Source organism: Mesorhizobium sp. BR1-1-16 (assembly GCF_020165495.1).
GTDB lineage: Bacteria > Pseudomonadota > Alphaproteobacteria > Rhizobiales > Kaistiaceae > Kaistia.
The window spans coordinates 76107-97934 of record NZ_JAIUIE010000013.1 but is presented as its reverse complement, the minus strand read 5'-3'; the positions used below and the strand labels follow the sequence as shown (position 1 = coordinate 97934).

Genomic DNA, 21828 nt, shown 5'->3' with positions numbered 1-21828 from the left:
GATCAGCGGAACGCCTTGGCGGTGCGCGGATCGAGCGCGTCGCGCAACGTGTCGCCGACGAAATTCGCAGCAAGCACCACCAGCAGGATAGCGAGGCCGGGAAAGACGCTCAGCCACCATTTGTCGAAATATTTGGAGCCGTCCGAGACCATCGACCCCCATTCGGGCGCTGGCGGCTGCGCGCCGAGGCCGAGGAAGGAAAGGCCGGCGAGGATCAGAACGGCATGGCCGAATTCAAGCGCCGCCAGCACGATCAGCGGGCCCACCACGTTCGGCCGCACATCGACCCAGAGCGCCCGCGCCGAGGAGACGCCGAGCAGCCGGCTCGACTGGACATAGGGCTCGTCGCGGATCGTCAGCAGCATCGAGCGGACGACGCGGGCATAAATCGGCCAGCTCACCACCACGACGGCAAGCACGGCATTGAAGAGGCCGGGCCCGAGCGCCGCGACCACCGCCATCGCAAGGATGATATCCGGGAATGCCATCACGAGATCGGCGGCGCGCATGATGACGCCATCGATCCAGCCGCCGAAATAGCCGGCGATTGCACCGGCGATCGTGCCGATCACGCTCGCCATGATGACAAGCTGCAGCGCATAGGGCAGCGACACCCGCGCGCCATAGATGACGCGGGCGAAGACATCGCGGCCGAGCTGGTCGGTGCCGAACCAATGTTCGGCGCTCGGCGCCATGAAGCGGCGGGCGCCCTGCTCGATCGGTCCATGCGCGGAGAGCCAGGGCGCGAGCACCGCCATCAGCACGATGGCAACGAGCAGCGCGAGGCCAACCAGACCGAGCGGCTGCGTCCAGGCCGAGCGACGCAGGAAGCGGCGACGCGGCAGCACGACCAGTTCGGGTGCGGAGAGACTGCTTTCGCTCATCCGAGGCGTATCCGCGGGTCGATGAGCGCGTAGATGAGATCCACGGCCATGTTGACGACGATGTAGATGACCGCGACCACGAGGCTGACGCCCATGATGGCGCGAAGGTCGAGCGCCAGTGCGCTTTTGTAGGCATATTGGCCGATACCGGGCCAGGAAAACACGGATTCGACCAACACGGTGCCCGAGAGCATGCGGCCGAAGGCCATGCCGGCCACCGTGACGATCGCCGCCAGCGCCGGCCGCATTGCATGGCGCAGGATCACCGTGCGCTCAGGCAGCCCCTTGGCGCGGGCCGAGCGAACATAGTCCTGATTGAGCGACTCCAGCATGGCAGCGCGAGTGAAGCGCGTGATCGAGCCGACCGTATAGATCGCGAGCACCAGCGCTGGCAGCACGATATGGCTGATGGCGGTGCTGAACGTCGCCCACTGCCCTGTCAGCAGCGAGTCGATCGTGAACATGTTGGTGATCGCCGGTGGCGCCTTGCCGCCTGGATTGAGCCGGCCGACGCCCGGCGCGATGCCGAGCTTGAAGAAGAAGACATAGAGCGTCACCAGCGCCAGCCAGAAGGTTGGCACCGAGACGCCCGCCAGCGAGATGATGCGGATGAGCTGGTCCGGCCAGCCATCGCGCTTGATCGCCGCGATGACGCCGAGCGCAATGCCGAAGACCAGCGCCAGGATCATCGCTGCCGAGGCGAGCTCGATCGTCGCCGGCAGATACTGGCCGAGATCGGTGGTGACGGGGCGATGCGTCTGCTGCGACTCGCCGAGGTCGCCCTGCACGAGACGCTGCAGATAGAGCGCGTATTGTTCGGGCAAAGGCTTGTCGAGGCCGTAACGCTCGCGAAAGACAGCAACGATGACAGGATCGCTCGCGGCGCGGTCGCCAAGATTGGCCGAAACCGGATCGCCCGGCACCACCTGCGTCAGGATGAACGAAATGAGGGTGACACCGAGGCACAGCAACACGCCGACGAAGAGCCGGCGCAGCACGAAACGAAGGAGGTTCGGCAACGCATACCAGGACGTCCGAAGATATGACATTGCCGAACCTGGGCGCTTACTGCTTGGCGGGCGAGATCGCCGTCAGGTCGATCGTCCACATCGCGTTATATTCGACCGGTTCGAGCGTCTTGGAACTCGCCATGGAGAAGGCCGGCTGGAACAGGCCGGTGAACGGACCCTCGGCGTTCAGCTTCTTCTGCCATTCGTCATAGAGCTTGGTGCGCGTCGTCTGGTCGATCTCGACGGCGGCCTTCTTGGCGATCTCGGTGATTGCGGGCGAAGAGCCCGCCTTCCAGCCGGCGCGCAAGCCGACCTTTTCGCCAGGCCCGAAGAGAAGATAGTCGCTCGGATCGGGGAAGTCCGGACCCCACCACACGATGGTGAAGGGCAGCGTGCCTGCACGGTAGTCATCGAGAAAGGTCGAAACCGGCGACGGCTTCAAGGTGGCCGTGATGCCGACATCCTTCAAATCGGACTGCATCTTGGCCGCGACATCGGCGAATGAGACGCCGTTCTTGGTGATGTCCGAGACGTAAGTCAGCTCGATGGTGGGATCCTTGATGCCGCTCTTCGCGAGCGCGGCCTTGGCCGCCTCGACATCGCGCGTCGGGCCTTCCGAAGTCGGCAGCGAGCCTGCGAACATGGTGGGGATGATCGAGCCCGGCCGAACCGCACCCTCGCCCGCTATGTTGACGATGCCGTCATAGTCGATGGCGAGCCGAACCGCGGTCTGGAAATCCGAATTGGCCGCGACCGGCGAGATATCCGCATTCGAGTTCGTGAACATGAACACGACGTCGGCGCTGGGGACCGAAATCGTGTAGGCAGCATCCTTGATGGCATCGAGCTGGTCGGGGCGCAGATCGAGCGCAATCTGGCTGTCATCGCGCATGACGTTCATCTGCTGCGCGCTGGTCTCGACGTTGCGGATGACGATCTGCTCGTATTTCGGCTTCTCGCCCCAATAGGCGTCGTTGCGCTTCAGCACGACCTCGGCCGCCATGTCGAACTTCTCGAGCACATAGGGCCCCGAGCCGACCGAGGTGGTCGCAAAGAACGCGTCGGCACGATCGGTCTTGTCGGCATCAGCCGCGGCCGAGCCCTGATTGGCCGTGACAACCTTCGCATTGACGATGCCGACGGCCGGATTGGCGAGCTTGTAGGGCAGGCCCGGATCGGGCTGCTCCGTCGTCAGAACGACTTCGCCTTCCTTGGAGCCCTTGGATACGGTGACGCCGTCGAGCAGGAAGGATGGGCTGCCCTTCACGTTCTTGACGCGGTTGAGCGAGAAGATGACGTCATCGACCGTCACAGGCGAGCCATCGCTGAATTTCGCGGCAGGGTTCAACTGGAAGGTGAAGGTCTTGGCGTCTGCCGAGACGACCGGCGCCTCGGACAGCGAGGGCTCTACCTTGGTCAGGTCGCTGCCCTTGAAGGTGACCAGCGTCTCATAGACCGGATGCAGGATCAGGTTCGCCGTCGGCTCGAACTCGCGCGCCGGATCGGCGGTCTTCAGCTGAAAAGCCGTGTCGACGACCAGCGTCCCGGCGTCCTGAGCCATCGCCTGGGCAATAGGCATCAGCGCGCTCGAAGCGAGCGCCGCCGCCATGCCGACCGACAGCAGCCTCGAAACCCGTCTTGCATCCATCATCACTGTTCCCTTTGATATCGCGCTGTTCAACCAGCTTTGTCGATGTCGCCTTGATGGCCCGCGCCGATCATGACACGGCCATCCCCGTTGCGCATTCCGCAATCTCGGGCTGAAACGTGACACAGTCCATGTCGCGACGACGGAACCTGCCCCTGAAAGGTCCTGACCGCACGCTTCGAGCCTCGTTCACGCCAGACTATCCGGCAGCTCTGCATGCGATCGGTACACAAAGGAAGAACACGTCAAAAGCGGCGGCGACGCAAGTGATTTTGGCGGACAACGAATGGTAGAGCCCCGGGCACGATTCTGGCCGTTGGTGCGAGCCTTCTTGCCGGCGAATTTTTTGGCGCTCGCGACGCATTCGCTTGGAAAGGCCGATACATCAATGGGCTGCGACGTGACCGACAATGGCGCCCAGCGGATATCGAGGCGGCAAAGGCAGGCGCCCCATTGCCTTCAATCGACTTGGAATTCTCGTTGCATTGATGTTGTATACTGACGGTGTTCAGTTCCGACTCAGCTTGCCCCAGCCTTCGAAATCGCTTTCCCGACCACCCGAACCGCATGACCCTATCCCCAGATATTTCTGCCGCCGAGGCCCTTGCCGCTGCCGTTGAAGCCGGCAGGGACGAGGCCGTGGCGCTCCTGGCCGAACTGGTCGCGCTGCAGAAGCAAGGCGAAGCGGCCGTACTCGACCGGGTTGCCGACGCGCTTGCTGCCCTTGGCGGTCTGATCGAGAGCATCAGCTATGAACCGGCCGATGTGCCGCTGATCGACGAATTCGCGACCGGTCCGGCGATGGATGCAGGCAAGCGGCGCGCCGTCGTTGCCCGCTTCGCCGGTGACGGCACGGGTCGCAGCCTGCTGGTCTTCGCCCATCCCGACAGCGAGCGCTTCACGGACGCCACAAACTGGCAGCACGACCCATTCGCGGCGAGTGTTGCGGAAGGTCGGATGCATGGTTGGGGCATCGCCGACGATCTAGCGGGGGTCGCCGCGGTGGTCGCGGCGCTTGCCGCCCTCCGCAAGGCCGGGCTTTCGCTCGCGGGCGCCCTCGCAGTCGCGATCACGCCCAGCAAACGTCATGCGCGCGGCATTGCGGCGGTGCTTGAGCGCGGCCCTTCGGCGGAGGGCGCGCTCTATCTTCATCCTGCGGAATCCGGGGCCGGGCTTGCCGAAATTAAGGCGTTCGCTTCGGGCGTGCTCGAATTCGAGATCGAGGTGGCCGGTGTGCCGCCTGCGACACAGGAGCCGAGCCATACCGCCTTCGCCCACCAGGCCGTGCATCCGCTCGACAAGGCGATGTTGCTGATCGATGCGCTGCGGCGGCTGGATGCAAGACGGGGCGCGCGCATCCATCATCCAAGGCTCGAAGCCGCCGTCGGGCGCTCGACCAACATCCTGATCGCGTCGATCTCGGCTGGCGACGATGGCATGCGCCAGCGCGTGCCGGCGGGATTGCGCCTTTCCGGTTCAATCTCCTTCCCGCCGACCGAAAGCATGAAGGCTGTGCAGGCGGAAGTCGAGGTCGCGCTTGCGGCGGCCGCCGCCGATGATGCCTTCCTTTCACAGCACCCGCCGACGCTGCGCTGGCTCTCGGGCGTCAGCGGCAGCGACGTTGCCGACGATCATCCGCTCTACGAGATCGCGGCTCGCGCGATCGCCGACATCACGGGCATCGCGGCCCGGGTCAATCCGATGCACACGTCGAGCGACATCCGCAATCCGCTGGTGCAGAAGGGCATTCCCGCGATAGGCCTCGGACCGCTCTGTGGCAACCTCACGCATGCCGGCGGCCATGATGAATGGGTCGATATCGAGGATCATCTCCGCACTGTGACGGTCGCCGCGACCATCATGACGCGCTGGTGCGGCACGGCGTCCCAAGGCGAAGCGCCGGAGAACGCGGCATGAATGCCGGTGCCCATCCCGATTGCGGCCTGCTCCGTGCCGGGCGCGGCGACATCGCGCCCGATGCGCTCGGCTTTTGCGCCCTCCTCTCCTTCGAATCCTTAGCCTGGCCCGTTGGCCTGGACGACACAGGAAAGTCCCCGTGACCAAGACATTTCGCGGAACCTTCACCGTCATGATCACGCCGTTCGACAAGAGCGGCGCCGTCGACCTCACGGCCACGGCGGACATGGTCGATTGGCAGATCGCGGAAGGCATCCATGGGCTTGTGCCGCTTGGCTCGACGGGTGAATTCCTCTCCATGACGGATGAGGAACGCCATGACGTCGCGAAGTCCGTCATCGACACTGCAGCCGGCCGCGTTCCGGTCCTGATCGGCACCGGTGCCGAGCGCACCGAGGACGTCATCCGCTATTCGCGCGAGGCAGAGGCGCTTGGGGCGGACGGCGTCATGATCATCCCGCCCTTTTATTCGACACCCACCGAGGACGAACTCTTCGAGCACTATCGCCGCATCGGCGAAGCGCTTTCGATTCCGATCATGATCTACAACAATCCGGCGACGGCGAATGTCGACCTGACGCCGCGCATCGTCGAGCGGCTGAGCCGGATCGATACGGTGGGCTACATCAAGGAATCGACCATGGATGTCACGCGCATCCGCGACATCCTCGAATTCTGCGGCGACCGGATGACAGTATTCGGCGGCATCATGGGCTTCGAATCCTTCCTCGCCGGGGCGGAGGGATGGGTCGCGGTCGGCTCCAACCTGATGCCGCGCGAGCTCGCCGGGATCTTTACGCGCTGGGCCGACCATCGCGATTTCGACGGCGCGCGCAGCCTTTATGCGCAGGCGCTGCCCGTGATCCGCCTTGTCGGTGGTCATCGCTATGTCACGGCCACCAAGGCGGCGCTGTCTCTCATGGGACGCGATGTAGGCGGGCCGCGCGCGCCAAGGCTGCCGCTGCCGGACGCTGAATGGCCGATGGTCGAGGCCGCTCTGCGCGCCGCCGGCGTCAGGCTGGCGAGGGCCGCCTGATCATGCCTTTCGGCGAGCGGCTGCGCCTTCATGGGGGCGGTGTCGAACCGTCCGGCGCGGCGATCGCCTTCAGCTTCGAGGGCGAAACGATTGCCGCCCGCGCCGGCGAGAGCCTCGCGGCCAGCCTCGCCGCGGCGGGCCATCTCGGTCTTCGGCAGGCGGGGCCGGATACACGGCGCGGCATCTTCTGCGGCATGGGCGCGTGTCAGGAATGTCTCGTCGAGATCGATGGGCGCGGCGGGCAACGCGCCTGCATGGTGAAGGCCGAGCCGGGCATGACCGTCCGGCGGAATGATCCGCAAAAGGCGGCACTCGCGCCGCTCGGCGATCCGCCTTCGGGCGATCCCAGACCGGAATCGCACGACGCCGTCATCATCGGCGCCGGTCCCGCCGGCCTCGCAGCCGCACGTGTATTGGCACAAGGCGGCGTCAGACCGATCATTCTCGACGAGCGCGACCAGCCGGGCGGCCAGTATTTCAAGCCGCTGGCCGCCTCGCAGCGCTTCTTGTCTGGCGGCGAGGATGCACAATTCGCCGAAGGACGCCGCCTCATCGAAGAAGTCATGGCGCTAGGTGCCGAAGTCCGGCCGGGCCAGGCGGTTTGGCAGGCGGGGATCGAGAGCGGGAAGGTCAGCCTCGCAACGATCGGCGCGGCTGGCGCCGGGCTGATCACAGCGAGGACCGTGCTTATCGCCACCGGCGCCTATGAGCGGCCGACGCCTCTCCCCGGCTGGACACTTCCCGGCGTGATGACGACGGGCGCGCTGCAGACGCTGGCGCGCAGTTATCGCATCGTCCCGGGCGCGCGCATCCTGATCGCCGGCAACGGACCGCTCAACTGGCAGGCGGCGCTGGAGATCGCGCGCGGCGGGGGTCATGTTGTCGCCGTGCTCGAAAGCGGCCGGCCGAGCCATTTCCGCAGCGTCTCCACCTTCGCTGGAATGCTGGCGGCCGATCCCGCGCTGACGCTGCAGGGCTTGCGGATGCGGGCCGAACTCGCCCGCACAGGAATCCCGCTTCATGAAGGCTACAGACTCGCCGCCGTCCAAGGCGACGGCAAAGCCGAAGCGGCGCGCGCGGTCGCGGTGTCTGGCAGTGGCGCGGAGCTTCGCTTCGGGGTCGATACAGTCGCACTCGGTTATGGCTTCGTGCCGTCGACGACGCTTGTTCGTATGCTGGGCGGCCCGGTGATTGTCGATCCAAGCCACGGCTTCCCGAAAGCGGTTCGCGATGCCGAAGGGCGCTCGGGCTCCTTGCCGGTCTGGATCGCCGGCGATGGCGGCGAAGGCGGCGGGAGAAAGGTCGCGGCAGCCGAAGGCGAGATTGCCGGCGCAGCGATGCTCGCCGCGCTCGGCCGTGGCGTGCCCGATGCCGAGCGTGCAGAGGCGCGTCAGGCAAAGGCTCGGGCGCTGCGATTCCAGCGCCATCTATGGACCGCTTTCGCCGCGCCAGCATCGGCGGCGGCGAACCTGCCGGATACGATCATCTGTCGCTGCGAGAACGTGACGGCCGGGCAGATAGCCACTGTCCGCGCCAGCGGCATCCGCGACCTCGGCAGTCTCAAGCGACAGACCCGGCTCGGCATGGGCCGCTGCCAGGGGCGCTATTGCGCCGGCGAGGCGCTCCGCCTGTTGCGGGATGGTGACCTTTCCGCGGCCAAGCCAGCCGATCTCTTCGCGCCCCAGGCGCCGGAGAAGCCGGTGCCGGCGATCATGCTCGGCAGCGAGAAGCCGGAATGGGGCGGGCACCGCGAAGTCGAAACGCGGCCACATCCACCAGTCGCGCTCGTCGCCGATCCGCTCGCCGCAACCTGCGACCTTCTGGTTATCGGCGCCGGGATCATCGGCGTCTCCACGGCGCTCTATGCGGCGCGCGGCGGCATGGACACGGTCGTCATCGACGCCGGCCCCGCCAACAGCCAGGCCTCCGGCGGCAATGCCGGCAGCCTGCATGTGCAACTCCTGTCATGGGATTTCGGCCAGAAGGCGATGGCCGGCGGCAATCCGGCGCTGCAGACACTGCCGCTGCAGCGCGACGCCGTGCTGCTGTGGAAAGCGCTCGAGGCCGAACTAGGCGCGGATTTCGAGATCACCACGACTGGCGGTCTGATGGTTGCCGAGAACCATCACCAGACGGATTTCCTGCGCCGCAAAGTTGAAGCCGAGCGCAGCGTCGGCATCGATGTCGAGGTGATCGGCCGCGCCGATCTCGCCCGGATCGCCCCGCAGATCTCGGAGCGCATGGTCGTCGCCTCGCATTGCCCGCTTGAAGGCAAGATCAACCCGCTGAAGGCAACGCCGGCGCTTGTCGCGGAAGCAAAGCGTTGCGGCGCCCGCTTCAGCCATGGTCATGCGGTGAAATCCATCAGCCGCGATGGCGCGCGCTTCACGGTGACGACCGGCGCGGCGACGATCAGTGCGCGTCGCGTGGTGATCGCCGCCGGCGGCTGGTCGCGCCATGTGGGTGCTCTTGCCGGCGTCGCACTGCCGATCCGCGGCGCGCCCCTGCAGATGCTGGTGACGGAGCCGACGCGGCCGATCCTCGGCCAGCTCGTCGCCCATGCCGACCGGCACCTCACCATGAAGCAGGCGGCCAACGGCAATCTGATCATCGGCGGCGCCTGGACAGCCGGCACCGACTCATCGACCGGCTTTGCCCGGGTGCTGCGCGAGAGCATCGAAGGCAATCTCTGGGTCGCGGCACGCACGGTCCCGGCGCTGGCCGGCCTCAACCTGCTGCGGAGCTGGGCCGCCATGAACGTCAATATCGACGGTGCGCCATTGATGGGCGAAATTCCCGGCGCGCCGGGCCTCTACATCGCCGCCACTGCGAATGGCTACACGCTGGGACCGCTGGTCGGACGCATGACCGCCGAAATGGTTCTCGGCCATCCGCGCGCGCCCGCGCTCGACATCTTCACGCTCGCCCGCTTCGGCTGACCTTCGGGGCTTGTCCGACGCGACTGGCCACTCCATGCTCCCCTTCCCGCGTTCAACCGCGCAACCAGAGACGGATGCATCGACGTGATCTACGAACTCAGGATCTACACTTGCCTGCCCGGCCGCCTGCCGAACCTACTCAACCGCTTCCAGAACGTCACGCTCGGTCTCTGGGACAAGCACGGCATCCGCCAAGCCGGCTTCTGGACGACGATGATCGGTGAATCCAACAATGCGCTGACTTATCTGATCGCGTGGGAATCGCTCGCGGAGCGCCAGGCGAAATGGTCCGCCTTCATGGCCGATCCCGACTGGATCAAGGGACGGAGCGAGAGCGAGAAGGACGGGCAGATCGTCGCCAATGTCTCCAGCCAGTTCCTGCAGCCGACCGCATTCTCGGCGGTGCAGTAGCATCCGCCGTTCAACTGTCGGTGATCGGGACGGCGCGGTGTCACGATCAGGTGGCGCGCGCCGTATCTCCCAAGAGGCCCGCCTTCGGGTCTTGGCAGCTTTGGGAGACCCACCATGATGAATCGCCGATTTCTGCTCGGCGCTGGCGCCTTGGCGCTCGGCGCCGGCATGCTTGCGAAGGGACGCTATACGGCGCCCGCGACGGCCGCGACGGGCACCTTTGCCGTCAGCTATTCCGACGCAGAGTGGAAGAAGAAGCTGACCGGCGATCAATATTCGGTCCTTCGCCAGGAAGGTACGGAGACGCCCGGATCGAGCCCGCTGCTCGAGGAACATCGCGCCGGCACATTCGCCTGCGCCGGATGCGCGCTGCCGCTGTTCTCCTCGAAGACGAAGTTCGAGAGCGGCACCGGTTGGCCGAGCTTCTGGCAGCCGCTGGATCATGCCGTCGGCACGACCGTCGACTCGTCGTTCGGCATGACGCGCACCGAGGTTCATTGCAGCCGCTGTGGCGGCCATCTCGGCCATGTCTTCAATGACGGGCCGAAGCCGACGGGCCTGCGCTACTGCATGAACGGCGTTGCGATGGTGTTCGTGCCGGGCGCTGCCGCCTGATCCCGCTCGGCGGGCGTCACCTCGCCCTGACAGGGAGAGGTGACGTTCGCATCAGCCGTTCGCTGCAGAAACCAGCACCGGCTTGTCGCGATAGAGCGCCGGAAAGAGGCGCTTCAGGTTTTCGATTTTCGGCAGATCGTTGTAGACGATATAGGGATAATCAGGGTTCAGGGTCAGGAAGTCCTGATGATAGGCCTCGGCCGGATAGAAGCCCTTGAGCGGCGAGATCTCGGTAACGATCTTATCCGGATAGGCGCCGGCTGCACCAAGCTGCGCCACATAAGCCTCAGCCACCTTCTTCTGATCCGCGCCTTCAAAGAAGATCGCCGACCGATACTGCGTTCCGGTGTCCGGACCCTGGCGGTTCAACTCGGTCGGATCATGCGCAACCGAGAAATAGATCTGCAGGATCTGGCCGTAGCTGATTTCCTTCGGATTGAAGGTTACGGCGACCGACTCGGCATGACCGGTCTCGCCAGTGCCGACGACGTTATAATGCGCTGTGGAGGCGCCGCCGCCGGAATAGCCGGAGACCGCGTTGGTTACGCCCTTCACATGCTGGAAGACGCCCTGGACACCCCAGAAGCAGCCGCCGGCGATCACCGCGGTTTCCGTCTTCCCCGTCGAGGCTTGGTCGACCTTCGGCGCAGGGATGACGAACGCGCCTTCCGCGGCGGATGCGGGACCACCAATGCCCCAAGCGACGAACGTCGCCGCAGCGAGCGCGCCGGTGAGCCACGATGCAGAGCGCAGAATCCGGCCGGATCGTGCCGGTGAAGTCATTCTTGCCATGTGAATTCTCCTTCCATGCAGAGAAACAGGAGTGATGGCCGGCGGTCAGATGCCCGCATACCATTCATAGCCGCGATCTTCCCAGAACCCGCCCTTGCCGCGATAGAAGCGGGCGAAGCTGTCGACCACCTCGATGCGCATGAGATATTTGGCCTGTTTATAGCCGAGTTGGCGTTCGACACGCAGACGAAGCGGCGCGCCATGCGGGACCGCGAGATCCTCGCCGTTCATCCCGTAGGCGAGGATCGTTTGCGGATGAAAAGCGTCGACGAGATCGATGCTTTCATAATACTGCCCGCTGCCGTCCAGCGTCTTCTCGTATTCGTCGGCACAGTGAAACACGAGATAACGTGCATCCGGCTTCAATCCAGCCGTCATCATCAGCAGACTGACCGGCACGCCGGTCCATTTGCCGATCGCGCTCCACCCTTCGACGCAGTCGTGGCGCGTGATCTGCGTCTGCGACGGCAGCTTTTTCAGATCGGCAAGCGAGAGGCTCAGTGGCTGCTCGACGAGCCCGTCGACGACGAGGCGCCAATCGGCGAAGTTGTTTTCGGCAAGCGCCGCATAGGCTTCGCTGTCCGGACGATGGGTTCCATTCGATTTGAAAACCGGCGAGAGGTCGGCCTCCGTGAACTCCCGGGCGAGCGCCTGATCAGAAAGCAGGAAGCGCTGCGAGCCCATGGTCAACCGTTCCGCCATGGCCAGCACGCGCTGGACGCTGTCGTTCTCGGTCAGCCAGGAACAGCCTGAGAGCGCCGCGGCGCTTGCTGTGACGCCGGCGCCGATCAGGAAACGGCGGCGATTGATCCGGATGGTCATGAGCGGCGCTCCTCGCCCTCGGGCGGCAATTCGGTCTCGATCGCGTAGCGACCGGTGATCATCGAGCGAAGATTGTTGAAGACGCCCGAGAGCAGCACCATCGCCAGATGCACGATCACGAAAAGGACGAGCAGCGACGCGGCGATGAAATGGATGCTGCGGGCCGACTGCCGCCCGCCGAAGATATCGACCAGCCAGGGAACGGCCGCATCAATGCCCGGCGACATCGTCAGCCCGGTCGCCACCATCAGCGGCAGCAGGATGAGGGCAACCGCGAGATAAGTGAGCTTCTGAAGCACGTTGTAGCGCCGCGCGGCGTCGCCCTTGGGAAAGCGCAAACGGGCATGCGCGACAATCTCATGCGCGAGATGGCGCGGCGTCAGTTCGCCCGCCCTCGGCGCCAGATCGCGGCGAAAGTGGCCCGCGAAGAAGCCGTAGAGGAGATAGACGAGCCCGTTGATCACGAACAGCCAGGCGAAGAAGAAGTGCCAGCGTCGGCCGGCGGCGAGATCACGATAGCTCGGAATCGTGATCCAGGTCGGGAAGCCACGCGGCCGCAATTCGCCATTGATGACGGAGGCGCCGAGCACGCCGGTCGTCGGAATTTCGACGCTGCCGATCCGCGTCACACCCTTCAGCGCACCATTGTCGTCAACGGCCTCGAGCGCCAGGAATGAGTGATCGGCATCGGCGCCGAACTGACCCCAATAGAGTTCGGGATGTGCGTTGAATATCTGCAGCCCGCTCATCAGCAGGAAGCTGAGACAGAGCACATTGATCCAGTGCGTCAGGCGGACGGCGAGCGAATGACGCTTGACCAGCACGCGCCGTGCTGGCTGAGGCGTCATCGATAGAAAACTGTCCGTGGCACTCATGGCAGGCCTCCCGGCGCAAACTGGTGAGATACCGGGCCGCGTATCCGCTTGATACGAATGCGCGGCCCGGCGGATCATCGGCTGGTCGCGATCCTACTTGGACGGCGCCATTGCATCGGGAGCCATTGCATCCGGCTTCATGGCATCCGGAGCCATTGCGTCCGGCTTCATGGCGTCCGGCTTCATCGCATCCGGTGCCATCGCATCCGGCTTCATCGCATCCGGCTTCATGGCGTCGGGCTTCATGGCGTCGTCGCAGGTCTTGCCCTCGGGGCAGTCCGGCTTCATCGAATCGGTGGCCATGGCATCGGGCTTCGTGGCGTCTTCGGCCTGAGCCGTGGCCATGAATGCGCAGGTGGCGAGCACAGCGGCGAACAGCGGCATTGCGAAGGTCCTGATGGCGGTCTTCATGGTCGATCTTCCTCTTTAAAAATGGAGGGCGGAGCGGATCCGGATGCCCGGCTTGCCGCGCTCTGTCCGCCGCGCCGCCCTCCGACAGCGCGCGAACCATGGTTGCGGGCCGGCGCTCGGCCGTGCCCAGTGGTCTCGAAGGGGCGGGATCGCCCTTGTCAGTCGGTGGCGGCAGCCACGATCGGTCCGCCGCCCCTGCCCTGCACGAGAACGGCAGTCCTGAGGCCCGGCGCCGGCTTCGGCAGCGCGATCCCCGACTCGGCCCCGGTCCAGGCACCGATCTCGACGAGTTCATGAACGACGTTGCGATGCGGCAGCGTCCGGCCGCCATTCTCGCCACGGCGAACTGCGACATCGATGACGCGGGGATCGTAGCGGACGAGCCAGACATCGGCGGGTTCGGCCGCCTTCCCGGCGCCGATGGTTACCCGGCCATCTTCGAGCGTGATTGCCGGCCCTTTGGCCGCCGGGCCGTGGGCAATCAGCGCCTCGATGGCGGATCGGTCATTGCCGACCGTGTCGCGCGCACCGTCGACGACGATCTGTGGCGTAAAGGGGCCGTCATGGCCGAGCGCAGGCTCATAGGTCCGCTGGCGCGCCGTGAATTCCGGCGCGGCGAAACTGTCCTTCCAGCCGAGATAGTCCCAGTAGGTGACGCCAAAGGAAAGGACGAGCACATCCGGCCGATCGGCCAGCGCGGCCGCGTTGGCGTTGGCAGGCGGGCAGGACGAACAGCCCTGGCTCGTGAAGAGTTCGACGACCGTGACGCCGCTGCGCGAGGCTGCCGCGGCTGTCTGGGCGAAGCCGGCCATCACCAAGGCGGCCGCCAGGCCTTGCAGCAACACGCCGCGCTTCGAGCCCCATCGTCCTCCGTTCCGCATCTCCACCCTCCGCGTGTATTCCGGATGGGCCGACATCGTCGTCGGCCTCTATCCCCCTTACGCAGGTCGGCGGATTTTCGTTACAGCCTCACCATCTCGTGATCGGCGGTCGGCTCAGCCGGGTGGAAGGGCACGGCCGCCCTGATGGAGGCGAGCGGCATGCGAGCAGGCGACGAGAAAGCTGGTGCTCCAGCCGAAGCTGACGATGCCGCACATGGCGATCAGCGGACCGGCCAGAGCGGGAATGGTCGCATCTACCGGCTTGTCGAGCCCGACGGTGGTGAAATTGGCGATCGCGAACTGGAAGGCGTCGCCATAGCCAAGGCTCCCGTCCTGCGCCCGGACCAGCGCGGCGCAGATCAGCACGTCGGCGAAATTGAGCACCACGAGGCCGAAGATGGCGAGTGCAAAGGCCACTTCGCCACCCCAGCGGCCACGTGGGCCGAGCCGTTCGAGCGTCCCTTCGAACGACAGGCGGATCAGGTAGATGCCGAGCCAGTGGCAGGCGAGCACGGCGAACACGGAGAAGATGCCGAGGGCGATCATCGGCGGCAGCGGCGGGGTTGCATCGTGAGCTCTGAATCGTTTTAATTGGGCGTCGCCGATGACTCAGATCGGGGACGATTGCCAATGTGAGCGCATTTTCGACGACGGGCAAACCCGTTCCGCACACGCGAATGCGGCGCCATCCTCCCACGGCGCCCAGCATCGGCACCGATCAGCCGAAAGGCGACACAAGGCTCAGAACACCACTTCGGAGTGCCCGCCGGCGAAGCGCCGCACGGAACTCCTTCCCGAGACAAGGAACAGCACAATGCAATATCGTCGGTTGGGCAAATCCGGCCTGCAAGTCAGCGAGCTATCGCTCGGCTCTTGGGTGACGTTCGGCAAACAGGTCGACCAGAACGACGCGATGAAGATGATGACCCGCGCCTATGACGCCGGCATCAACTTCTTCGACAATGCGGAAGGCTATGAGGCCGGCGTGTCCGAAGCGCTGATGGGCGAGGCGCTGGCCCGCCTCGGCTGGAGCCGCGACAGCTTCGTCGTATCCTCCAAGGTCTTCTGGGGCGGCTCGAAGCCGACCCAGCGCGGCCTGTCGCGCAAGCATGTGACTGATGCCTGCCATGCAGCGCTGAAGCGCCTCCAGGTCGAATATCTCGATCTCTATTTCTGCCATCGCCCCGACATCGACACCCCGATCGAGGAGACGGTGCGCGCCATGCACGACCTCGTCGCGCAAGGCAAGGTGCTCTATTGGGGCACTTCGGAATGGTCGGCTCAGCAGATCACCGAGGCTTACGGCGTCGCCCGCGAGCTCGGCCTGACCCCGCCGACCATGGAGCAGCCGCAATACAACATCTTCGAGCGCCAGAAGGTCGAGGGCGACTACCTGCCGCTCTACAGCCTGACCGGTCTCGGCACCACGATCTGGTCGCCGCTCGCCTCGGGCGTGCTCACCGGCAAATATGCCAACGGCATCCCGGATGACAGCCGCCTGAACCTGCCCGGCTATGAATGGCTGAAGGAAGTCTGGGAAAGCGAAGACGGGCGCAAGAAGCTGGCGACCGTCGACAAGCTGTCGGCCCTCGCACGCGAACTCGGCATCCCGCTGACCCATTTGTCGCTGCTGTGGTGCCTCGCCAATCCGCATGTCTCGACTGTCATTCTCGGCGCCTCGAAGCTCTCGCAGCTCGACGACAACCTCGCCTCGCTCGAGAGCCGCGACAAGGTTACGCCGGACGTGATGGCCAAGATCGACGAGATCGTCGGCAACAAGCCGAAGGGTCCGCAGCGCTTCTGATCGCGCCGGAATCGCATGACAGGACGGGCAGCGGCGACGCTGCCCGTCACACCTTGAGCCGCCGGCCGCTCGCGGCAACGCCGAGGAGAAGCACGGCGACGACCGCGAAGGCAACCGGCAGGCTGGCCGCATGCGCGATGAAGCCGATCGCCGCCGGGCCGACCAGGATTCCGGCATAGCCGAGTGTCGTGATCGCCGGAACCGCGACCGCCTCGGGCATCGTCGTCTGGCGTCCGACGCTGGTGAACAGGATCGGCACGATGTTGGAACAGCCGACACCGACCAGCGCGAAGCCGACCAGCGCCGCGGCCGGAAAGGGCACAAAGGTCGCGATCAGCAGGCCCGCTGCCGCGCAAAGACCGCCGAATACGATGATCGTCGTGCCGCCGAACCGTGACACGATGCGGTCTCCGGACAGTCGGCCGATCGTCATGGTGACGGCAAACGCCGCATAGCCCAGCCCGGCGCGGTCGGCCGCGACGTCGCGCACCGAGGTCAGGAAAACCGCGCTCCAGTCGAGCATCGCGCCTTCGGTCAGGAAGGTGATGAAGCAGAGAATGCCGATGAACAGCACCACGCCGCGCGGGATGGCGAAGGCCGGGCCGTCGCTGCGGCTGCCGTAAGGCAGCATGTTGCGGAAGGCGACCGCGAGGCAGGCCACGACGATGAATGCTACCGCCACGGCGGCGGCGAGCGGGCTGGCACCGAAGGCGAACAGTGCCGTGACGCCGGCAGCGCCCGTGATGCCGCCAAGACTGAACAGGCCGTGAAAACCCGACATGATCGCCCGGCCGTGATCGCGCTCGACGATGATCGCCTGGATGTTCATCGAGACATCCATGGCACCGACGCCAGCCCCGAACACGAGAAGTGCCGCGACCAGCACCGGCAGGCTGGTCACGCTGGCGAGAAGCGGCAGCGCAGCCGCGAGCATGATCGTCGAGGCCGTGAAGACCGTGCGACATCCGAACCGCGCCGCAAAGGCGCCGGCAAGCGGCATCGTCACCATGGAGCCCGCCCCGAGACAGAGCAGCAGCAGCCCGAGCACGCCATCGTCGATGCCGACCCGCGCCTTGGCGAAGGGCACCAGCGGCGCCCAGGCCGCCATGCCGAAGCCGGCTATGAAGAAGGCGATCCGGGTCGCGACACGCTCAGCCCGCCCGTGCCGCGGCGCCGCCGCCTCGATGATCGCTACCATTCCCGTCCCCTCACCGCCCCTTTGGGCTCTTGCCAACCGCTTTTATGGCTGCCGCAGCGCTTTGCAAAGGCAGGCGTCACACTCAATCGACCAGCGGCCGCGTCGACTCGCGCACCAGTAGCGCGGGCGCTGACACCAGTACCTCTGCCGGTCCATCGATCGTTCCGCTGATGCGGCCGAACAGCCGCTGCGCCGCAAGGCGCCCCATATCGGTGATCGGCTGCGCCATCACGGTCATCTTCGGCGAGAACGCCGTCGCCCAGACGAAGTCGTCGATGCCGGCGACGGAGATATCGTTCGGACAGCGGAAACCCTTGTCGAGCAGCGCCTTCATCACGCCGATCGTCGTGTGATTGCTCGTCGACAGGATGGCGGTGGGGCGCTGCCTCAGCGCGAGGAGCCTCGCTGTTGCGTGATAATCGGGCTCGGGCTGGAAGCTGCCACGGGCGATATAGGCCGGCTCGACATCGATCCCGTGATCGGCCAGCCCCTGCAGATAGCCGCCTAAACGCTCCTCGGCGATGGAGATTGCCGGCGGCCCGATCACGATGCCGATCCGCCGATGGCCGCTGCGAACGAAATAATCGACAAGGCCATGGCTCGCCGCGCGATTGTCGAGCACGACCGCATCGAAATCGAAGCCAGGCAGCGTCCGGTCGATCAGCACGACAGGAACGGATACCGCGCGCTTCAGTTCGCCGACATAGTCCGCGTCGCCCGCCCCCGGCACGAGAATGACGCCATCGACGCGCTGCGTCCGCATCAGGCGAAGATCACGCAGTTCCTTGGTCGGATTGTCCATCGTATTGCACAGCAGCAGCGAATAGCCGGCGGCGTCGCAGGCGATCTCGATCGCGCTGGCGATCGCGGCAAAATGCGGATTGGTGATGTCGGGCAGGATCAACCCGATGGTGCGGGTGCGTCCCATCTTGAGGCTGCGGGCCACGGCATCAGGCACATAGCCAAGCTCCTCGATCGCCAGCAGCACCTTGGCCCGCAAGGTGGGACTGACGGGGGCCGTGTTGTTGATGACCGTGGAAACCGAGCCGATCGATACCCCGGCGTGGCGGGCGACATCGCGCAGTGTCGTCAATTGTCGGGCGATCCTTGTCAGGCGAAAAGAGCCATGCTAGCGTCTCTGAAACGTTTCGGAGCAACTTTAGCACAGCAAGTCACTGAAATTCCACGAGCACAATGCCTCGTGCGATTTCGACGGGTTTGTCAGCTGGATTTTCTCTGAAAGGTTTCAGGATTGGCATGACCGGCAAAGAAGCGGCAGCCTAACGGAGGAAGACGCCTTGACCAAGTTCGACCGTTCCGCGGGCTCGCCCCGCTCGTCCCTGCTGATGCCGACCCGTCGCTCCCTGCTCGCCGGCAGCGCGGCGATCGCTGGAAGCGCCGTGCTTTCGGCGCCCTATGTCTCGCGCGCCTACGCGGCCGAGACGCTCAAATTCTGGCAGTTCTACGCCCCTGGCGGCGAGGTGAAGCCGCAGGTCGACTGGTTCACGACCATGGTCGACAGCTGGAATGCCCAGAACGAGACCAAGGTCGAACTCGTCTATGTGCCGAACTCGGAATATATGAGCGGCTCCAAGCTCTCGACGGCCTTCGCCTCGGGCCAGGGTCCCGACATCTTCGTCATCTCGCCCGGCGATTTCCTGCGCTATTACAATGGCGGCGTGTTGCTCGACCTGACGCCCTTCATCACGGCGGAGGCACAGGCTGACTTCCCCGAAGGCGTCATCGCATCGCGCAAGGTGGACGGCAAGATCTACGGCGTTCCGATGGAACTGGAGCCGATGGCCTTCTACTATTCGAAGAAAGCCTTCGAAGACGCCAAGCTCGGCGAAAGCGACATCCCGAAGACCTGGGACGAACTGCTCGAGGTCGCCAAGAAGCTGACGACCGGCGATCGCTATGGCGTGCTGTTCGAAACCAATCCCGGCTATTACCAGAACTTCACCTGGTATCCGTTCATGTGGCAGGGCGGTGGTGAATTCCAGGACGCGAGCGGCAAGAGCGCCTTCAATTCGCCGGGCGTCGTGCAGGCTCTGAAGCTCTGGCAGGACGCGATCAATTCGGGCGCCGCACCGCGGCAGCTGCTCGGCGGCGGCGGCGGCGACATCGCGGCCAATCTCGGCTCCGGCTATTGCGCCATGCAGAATGTCGGCATCTGGGGCATCTCGGCGATGGACAACAACGCCAAGGACGTTCCCTACGGCATCTTCAAGCTGCCGGTCCCGGCTGGCGGCAAATACGTCACTGTCGGCGGCGGCTGGGCTTTCGTCGCCAACGCCAAGGGCGCGAACACTGAGCAGTCGGGCAAGTTCGTCGCCTGGGCGCTCGCCTCGATGGAGAAGGATTCCATCCAGCGCGAGGTCGACTGGTGCACGGTCGCGAAGTCCGACATGCCGACCCGCACCAGCGCCCTGAAACTTGGCGGCGAAGCGTTCCAGAAGGGCAATCTCGGCATCTTCAGCCGCGACATCCTGCCGGGAACGCGCGGCGAGCCGCGTCTGCCGCCGGAAGTCTACAAGATCATCTCCGACGCCATCCAGCAGACGCAGCTCGGCGGCGCCGATCCCCAGGCGACCGCAGCAGCCGCCTCGCAGCAGCTCGACGCCTTCCTTGCCACCTACAAGGGCGCACCGATGCTCTGACAGCAGCGCAGCCCTGGGGCCCGTCCCGGGACAGCGCCTGCCTCGCCGGTTTCCCTCCGGCCGGCGAGGCCCCTTTTCTCACGAGCTGGAAGAGCCATGTCCGTCGATACCAGCAGCATGACGGTTGCCGCCGCGCGGACCCGCCCGCGCCGCAGAATGAGCGACGCCCGGACGCGCGAGTGGATCGCCGCCTATCTCTTCATCCTGCCCGATACGGTGGGCCTCATCCTGTTCGTCGGCCTACCGATGCTGTTCGCGCTGATCATCGGCGTGTTCGACGTCAACGGCTTCGGCAGCTTCGCCTTTGTCGGCCTTGCCAACTACCGGCGCATGGCCGCCGATCCACTCTTCTGGCACTGCCTCCGGGTAACAGCGATCTATGTCGTCCTGCTCGTCCCCTCGCTCTATGTCGCCGGCCTCGGCCTCGCTCTGCTCGTCCAGCGGACGAACCGCTTCAATGCCGTGATGCGCTCGATGTTCTTCGCGCCGCAGATGGTCAGCCTCGTCGTCATCGCCGTGATCTGGCAGTTCCTCTCCGCCGACAAGATCGGCCTCTTCGCCCGCATCTTTTCATTCTTCGGGATCAGCGGCGTTTCACTGCTCGGCAACCCGAGCCTCGCGCTCATCACCACCGTGTTCGTCACGGTGTGGTTCCTGATGGGCTTCTACATGATGATCTTCCTGGGCGGTCTCCAGGACATCCCGCGGCAATATTACGAGGCCGCGACCATCGATGGTGCCGCGCCGCGCCAGCAATTCTGGCACATCACCATGCCGCTGCTGCGCCCGACCAGCTTCTTCGTGCTGCTGGTCTCGCTCGTCGCCGCCGTCGCCGGCTCGCAGGCGTTTGACCTCATCTATGTGATGACGCGCGGCGGACCGGCCAACGCGACCTCCGTGATGATCACTTACATCTACCAGCAGGCGTTCCAGTACAGCGCATTCGGCTACGCTGCCGCCATGTCCTCGATCCTCGTCATCGTCTTGATGCTGCTGACGGGCCTGTTGTTCTTCCTGACGCGCGGCGGACGCTTCGATTATGAATAGCTCCGTCTTTTTCGCACCCCGCCAGGCGACGATCGTCCGTGGCGTCTGGATGGCAGTGACGCTGGTCCTCGCGCTGATGACCATCTTTCCCCTCGTCTACATGGTTTCGATCGCGTTCAAGGGTCAGACCGAAGTCTTCAGCCCCAACCTCGTTCCGAAGGCGCCGACCTTCGGCAATGTCATCTATGTCCTGACGGAGGTGCCGTTCCTGCGCTACCTCGCCAACACCTTCTTCGTCTCGGTGGTGGTGACGGTGCTGGCGCTCTGGTTCCACACCATGGCCGGCTATGCGCTGGCGCGGCTGCGCTTCCCTGGCCGCGAGACGATCTTTTTGGCGATCTTCTCGACCTTCTTGGTCTCGCTGCCCGTCATCATCGTGCCGCTGTTCATTCTCGTGCGCTGGATGGGCATGCTGAACACCTATGCCGGGCTGATCGTGCCGGCGATCTTCAACGCGTTCGGCATCTTCCTGCTGCGCCAATACTACCTGTCGCTACCGCGCGAACTCGAAGAGGCGGCGCTGATCGATGGCGCCGGCTATTGGCGCATCTACTGGAGCGTCATCCTCCCGCTCAGCCGGCCGATCGTCGCCTCGCTGGCGATCCTGTTCTTCCTCGCCAACTGGAACTCGTTCCTGTGGCCGCTCACCGTCGCGTCTGACAGCAGCCTCTGGGTCGTCCAGGTCGGCATCGCGAACTTCAAGAGCCAGTACTCGGCGTCCTGGAACTACATCATGGCCGCCTCGACCATCGTCGCCGCGCCGATGCTGGTGATCTTCGTCATCTTCCAGCGCCAGATCATGGAATCGATCAAGACCAGCGGCCTGAAATAGGGCCCGCGCGCCGCTCGCTCCCAACCAGAACAGATGGAACTTCAAA

At 65.0% G+C, this 21828-nt stretch carries 21 protein-coding genes; 10 read left to right on the top strand and 11 right to left on the bottom strand.

What is annotated here, in order from left to right; all coding sequences use genetic code 11:
• Nucleotides 1–2 precede the first annotated feature (2 nt).
• From LB518_RS21340 to LB518_RS21330, 3 genes are read right to left on the bottom strand one after another with little or no spacing between them, the layout of a single operon-like run.
• On the bottom strand, nucleotides 3–884 hold the full coding sequence (locus tag LB518_RS21340) for an ABC transporter permease (RefSeq protein ID WP_224579837.1): 882 nt from the start codon (nucleotides 882–884) through the stop codon (nucleotides 3–5).
• Nucleotides 881–1933: an ABC transporter permease gene (locus LB518_RS21335; protein ID WP_224579836.1), complete on the bottom strand. Its 1053-nt coding sequence runs from the start codon at nucleotides 1931–1933 to the stop codon at nucleotides 881–883. The genes LB518_RS21340 and LB518_RS21335 overlap by 4 nt, the downstream gene beginning before the upstream one ends.
• A 16-nt stretch (nucleotides 1934–1949) precedes the next feature.
• On the bottom strand, nucleotides 1950–3545 hold the full coding sequence (locus tag LB518_RS21330) for an ABC transporter substrate-binding protein (RefSeq protein ID WP_224579835.1): 1596 nt from the start codon (nucleotides 3543–3545) through the stop codon (nucleotides 1950–1952).
• Between the two features lie 564 nt (nucleotides 3546–4109).
• Here LB518_RS21330 and LB518_RS21325 point away from each other — a divergent pair.
• The 6 genes from LB518_RS21325 to msrB all read left to right on the top strand — a co-directional run bounded on the left by LB518_RS21325 (nucleotide 4110) and on the right by msrB (nucleotide 10460).
• Nucleotides 4110–5459, top strand: a complete 1350-nt coding sequence (locus tag LB518_RS21325; RefSeq protein WP_224579834.1) for a M20/M25/M40 family metallo-hydrolase — start codon at nucleotides 4110–4112, stop codon at nucleotides 5457–5459.
• Entirely contained in the window at nucleotides 5456–5602 is a 147-nt protein-coding gene (locus LB518_RS21320; RefSeq protein ID WP_224579833.1) for a hypothetical protein, read from the top strand. The genes LB518_RS21325 and LB518_RS21320 overlap by 4 nt, the downstream gene beginning before the upstream one ends.
• Nucleotides 5599–6495 (top strand): dihydrodipicolinate synthase family protein, encoded by an 897-nt coding sequence (locus tag LB518_RS21315; RefSeq protein WP_224579832.1) that lies wholly within the window; start codon nucleotides 5599–5601, stop codon nucleotides 6493–6495. The genes LB518_RS21320 and LB518_RS21315 overlap by 4 nt, the downstream gene beginning before the upstream one ends.
• The gene (locus LB518_RS21310) at nucleotides 6435–9434 is read left to right on the top strand and encodes an FAD-dependent oxidoreductase (RefSeq protein WP_224579831.1); all 3000 of its coding nucleotides are present in this window, start codon (nucleotides 6435–6437) and stop codon (nucleotides 9432–9434) included. Before LB518_RS21315 ends, LB518_RS21310 begins: the two co-directional genes overlap by 61 nt.
• Before the next feature lie 84 nt (nucleotides 9435–9518).
• A complete protein-coding gene (locus LB518_RS21305; protein WP_224579830.1) occupies nucleotides 9519–9845 on the top strand; it encodes an NIPSNAP family protein in 327 nt (108 codons plus the stop codon).
• A gap of 114 nt (nucleotides 9846–9959) precedes the next feature.
• Nucleotides 9960–10460: a peptide-methionine (R)-S-oxide reductase MsrB gene (msrB, locus tag LB518_RS21300; RefSeq protein ID WP_224579829.1), complete on the top strand. Its 501-nt coding sequence runs from the start codon at nucleotides 9960–9962 to the stop codon at nucleotides 10458–10460.
• A gap of 51 nt (nucleotides 10461–10511) precedes the next feature.
• Here the strand turns inward: msrB and msrA are convergent, their stop codons facing one another.
• The 6 genes from msrA to LB518_RS21270 form a co-directional block, all read right to left on the bottom strand.
• Nucleotides 10512–11243 carry a peptide-methionine (S)-S-oxide reductase MsrA gene (gene msrA / locus LB518_RS21295; RefSeq protein WP_224579867.1) on the bottom strand — a complete coding sequence of 244 codons (732 nt, stop codon included), beginning with the start codon at nucleotides 11241–11243 and terminating at the stop codon, nucleotides 10512–10514.
• 54 nt (nucleotides 11244–11297) lie between these two features.
• Nucleotides 11298–12074, bottom strand: coding sequence for a molybdopterin-dependent oxidoreductase (locus LB518_RS21290; protein WP_224579828.1), 777 nt, complete (start codon nucleotides 12072–12074; stop codon nucleotides 11298–11300).
• The gene (locus LB518_RS21285) at nucleotides 12071–12949 is read right to left on the bottom strand and encodes a cytochrome b/b6 domain-containing protein (RefSeq protein WP_224579827.1); all 879 of its coding nucleotides are present in this window, start codon (nucleotides 12947–12949) and stop codon (nucleotides 12071–12073) included. Before LB518_RS21285 ends, LB518_RS21290 begins: the two co-directional genes overlap by 4 nt.
• A 93-nt stretch (nucleotides 12950–13042) precedes the next feature.
• A complete protein-coding gene (locus LB518_RS21280; RefSeq protein WP_502845863.1) occupies nucleotides 13043–13360 on the bottom strand; it encodes a pentapeptide MXKDX repeat protein in 318 nt (105 codons plus the stop codon).
• 158 nt (nucleotides 13361–13518) lie between these two features.
• Nucleotides 13519–14241 carry a DUF1223 domain-containing protein gene (locus LB518_RS21275; protein WP_224579826.1) on the bottom strand — a complete coding sequence of 241 codons (723 nt, stop codon included), beginning with the start codon at nucleotides 14239–14241 and terminating at the stop codon, nucleotides 13519–13521.
• Nucleotides 14242–14355: 114 nt separating this feature from the next.
• Complete coding sequence (locus LB518_RS21270; RefSeq protein WP_224579825.1) at nucleotides 14356–14787, bottom strand: hypothetical protein; 432 nt, start codon at nucleotides 14785–14787, stop codon at nucleotides 14356–14358.
• Between the two features lie 268 nt (nucleotides 14788–15055).
• On the opposite strand from LB518_RS21270, the gene LB518_RS21265 reads away from it, so the two are divergent.
• Nucleotides 15056–16045 carry a potassium channel beta subunit family protein gene (locus LB518_RS21265; protein WP_224579824.1) on the top strand — a complete coding sequence of 330 codons (990 nt, stop codon included), beginning with the start codon at nucleotides 15056–15058 and terminating at the stop codon, nucleotides 16043–16045.
• A 46-nt stretch (nucleotides 16046–16091) separates the two neighbouring features.
• On the opposite strand, the gene LB518_RS21260 is transcribed toward LB518_RS21265, so the two are convergent.
• Together LB518_RS21260 and LB518_RS21255 are read right to left on the bottom strand one after the other, a co-directional pair.
• The gene (locus tag LB518_RS21260; protein ID WP_224579823.1) at nucleotides 16092–17243 is read right to left on the bottom strand and encodes an MFS transporter; all 1152 of its coding nucleotides are present in this window, start codon (nucleotides 17241–17243) and stop codon (nucleotides 16092–16094) included.
• 82 nt (nucleotides 17244–17325) lie between these two features.
• Nucleotides 17326–18336 carry a LacI family DNA-binding transcriptional regulator gene (locus tag LB518_RS21255; protein ID WP_224579822.1) on the bottom strand — a complete coding sequence of 337 codons (1011 nt, stop codon included), beginning with the start codon at nucleotides 18334–18336 and terminating at the stop codon, nucleotides 17326–17328.
• Nucleotides 18337–18589: 253 nt separating this feature from the next.
• Here LB518_RS21255 and LB518_RS21250 point away from each other — a divergent pair, with 253 nt between their 5' ends.
• The 3 genes from LB518_RS21250 (at nucleotide 18590) to LB518_RS21240 (ending at nucleotide 21782) form a co-directional block, all read left to right on the top strand.
• Nucleotides 18590–19903: an ABC transporter substrate-binding protein gene (locus tag LB518_RS21250; protein WP_353619977.1), complete on the top strand. Its 1314-nt coding sequence runs from the start codon at nucleotides 18590–18592 to the stop codon at nucleotides 19901–19903.
• Nucleotides 19904–19999: 96 nt separating this feature from the next.
• Nucleotides 20000–20950, top strand: coding sequence for a carbohydrate ABC transporter permease (locus LB518_RS21245; protein WP_224579820.1), 951 nt, complete (start codon nucleotides 20000–20002; stop codon nucleotides 20948–20950).
• Nucleotides 20943–21782, top strand: coding sequence for a carbohydrate ABC transporter permease (locus LB518_RS21240; RefSeq protein ID WP_224579819.1), 840 nt, complete (start codon nucleotides 20943–20945; stop codon nucleotides 21780–21782). Before LB518_RS21245 ends, LB518_RS21240 begins: the two co-directional genes overlap by 8 nt.
• The last annotated feature ends 46 nt before the right edge of the window (nucleotides 21783–21828 follow it).

Coding starts and splice junctions, on each gene's coding strand:
- LB518_RS21340 (WP_224579837.1), bottom strand. CDS start 884: ATGAGCGAAAGCAGTCTCTCCGCACCCGAACTGGTCGTGCTGCCGCGT.
- LB518_RS21335 (WP_224579836.1), bottom strand. CDS start 1,933: ATGTCATATCTTCGGACGTCCTGGTATGCGTTGCCGAACCTCCTTCGT.
- LB518_RS21330 (WP_224579835.1), bottom strand. CDS start 3,545: ATGATGGATGCAAGACGGGTTTCGAGGCTGCTGTCGGTCGGCATGGCG.
- LB518_RS21325 (WP_224579834.1), top strand. CDS start 4,110: ATGACCCTATCCCCAGATATTTCTGCCGCCGAGGCCCTTGCCGCTGCC.
- LB518_RS21320 (WP_224579833.1), top strand. CDS start 5,456: ATGAATGCCGGTGCCCATCCCGATTGCGGCCTGCTCCGTGCCGGGCGC.
- LB518_RS21310 (WP_224579831.1), top strand. CDS start 6,435: ATGGCCGATGGTCGAGGCCGCTCTGCGCGCCGCCGGCGTCAGGCTGGC.
- msrB (WP_224579829.1), top strand. CDS start 9,960: ATGATGAATCGCCGATTTCTGCTCGGCGCTGGCGCCTTGGCGCTCGGC.
- msrA (WP_224579867.1), bottom strand. CDS start 11,243: ATGACTTCACCGGCACGATCCGGCCGGATTCTGCGCTCTGCATCGTGG.
- LB518_RS21290 (WP_224579828.1), bottom strand. CDS start 12,074: ATGACCATCCGGATCAATCGCCGCCGTTTCCTGATCGGCGCCGGCGTC.
- LB518_RS21285 (WP_224579827.1), bottom strand. CDS start 12,949: ATGAGTGCCACGGACAGTTTTCTATCGATGACGCCTCAGCCAGCACGG.
- LB518_RS21280 (WP_502845863.1), bottom strand. CDS start 13,360: ATGAAGACCGCCATCAGGACCTTCGCAATGCCGCTGTTCGCCGCTGTG.
- LB518_RS21275 (WP_224579826.1), bottom strand. CDS start 14,241: ATGCGGAACGGAGGACGATGGGGCTCGAAGCGCGGCGTGTTGCTGCAA.
- LB518_RS21270 (WP_224579825.1), bottom strand. CDS start 14,787: ATGATCGCCCTCGGCATCTTCTCCGTGTTCGCCGTGCTCGCCTGCCAC.
- LB518_RS21265 (WP_224579824.1), top strand. CDS start 15,056: ATGCAATATCGTCGGTTGGGCAAATCCGGCCTGCAAGTCAGCGAGCTA.
- LB518_RS21260 (WP_224579823.1), bottom strand. CDS start 17,243: ATGGTAGCGATCATCGAGGCGGCGGCGCCGCGGCACGGGCGGGCTGAG.
- LB518_RS21250 (WP_353619977.1), top strand. CDS start 18,590: ATGCCGACCCGTCGCTCCCTGCTCGCCGGCAGCGCGGCGATCGCTGGA.
- LB518_RS21245 (WP_224579820.1), top strand. CDS start 20,000: ATGTCCGTCGATACCAGCAGCATGACGGTTGCCGCCGCGCGGACCCGC.
- LB518_RS21240 (WP_224579819.1), top strand. CDS start 20,943: ATGAATAGCTCCGTCTTTTTCGCACCCCGCCAGGCGACGATCGTCCGT.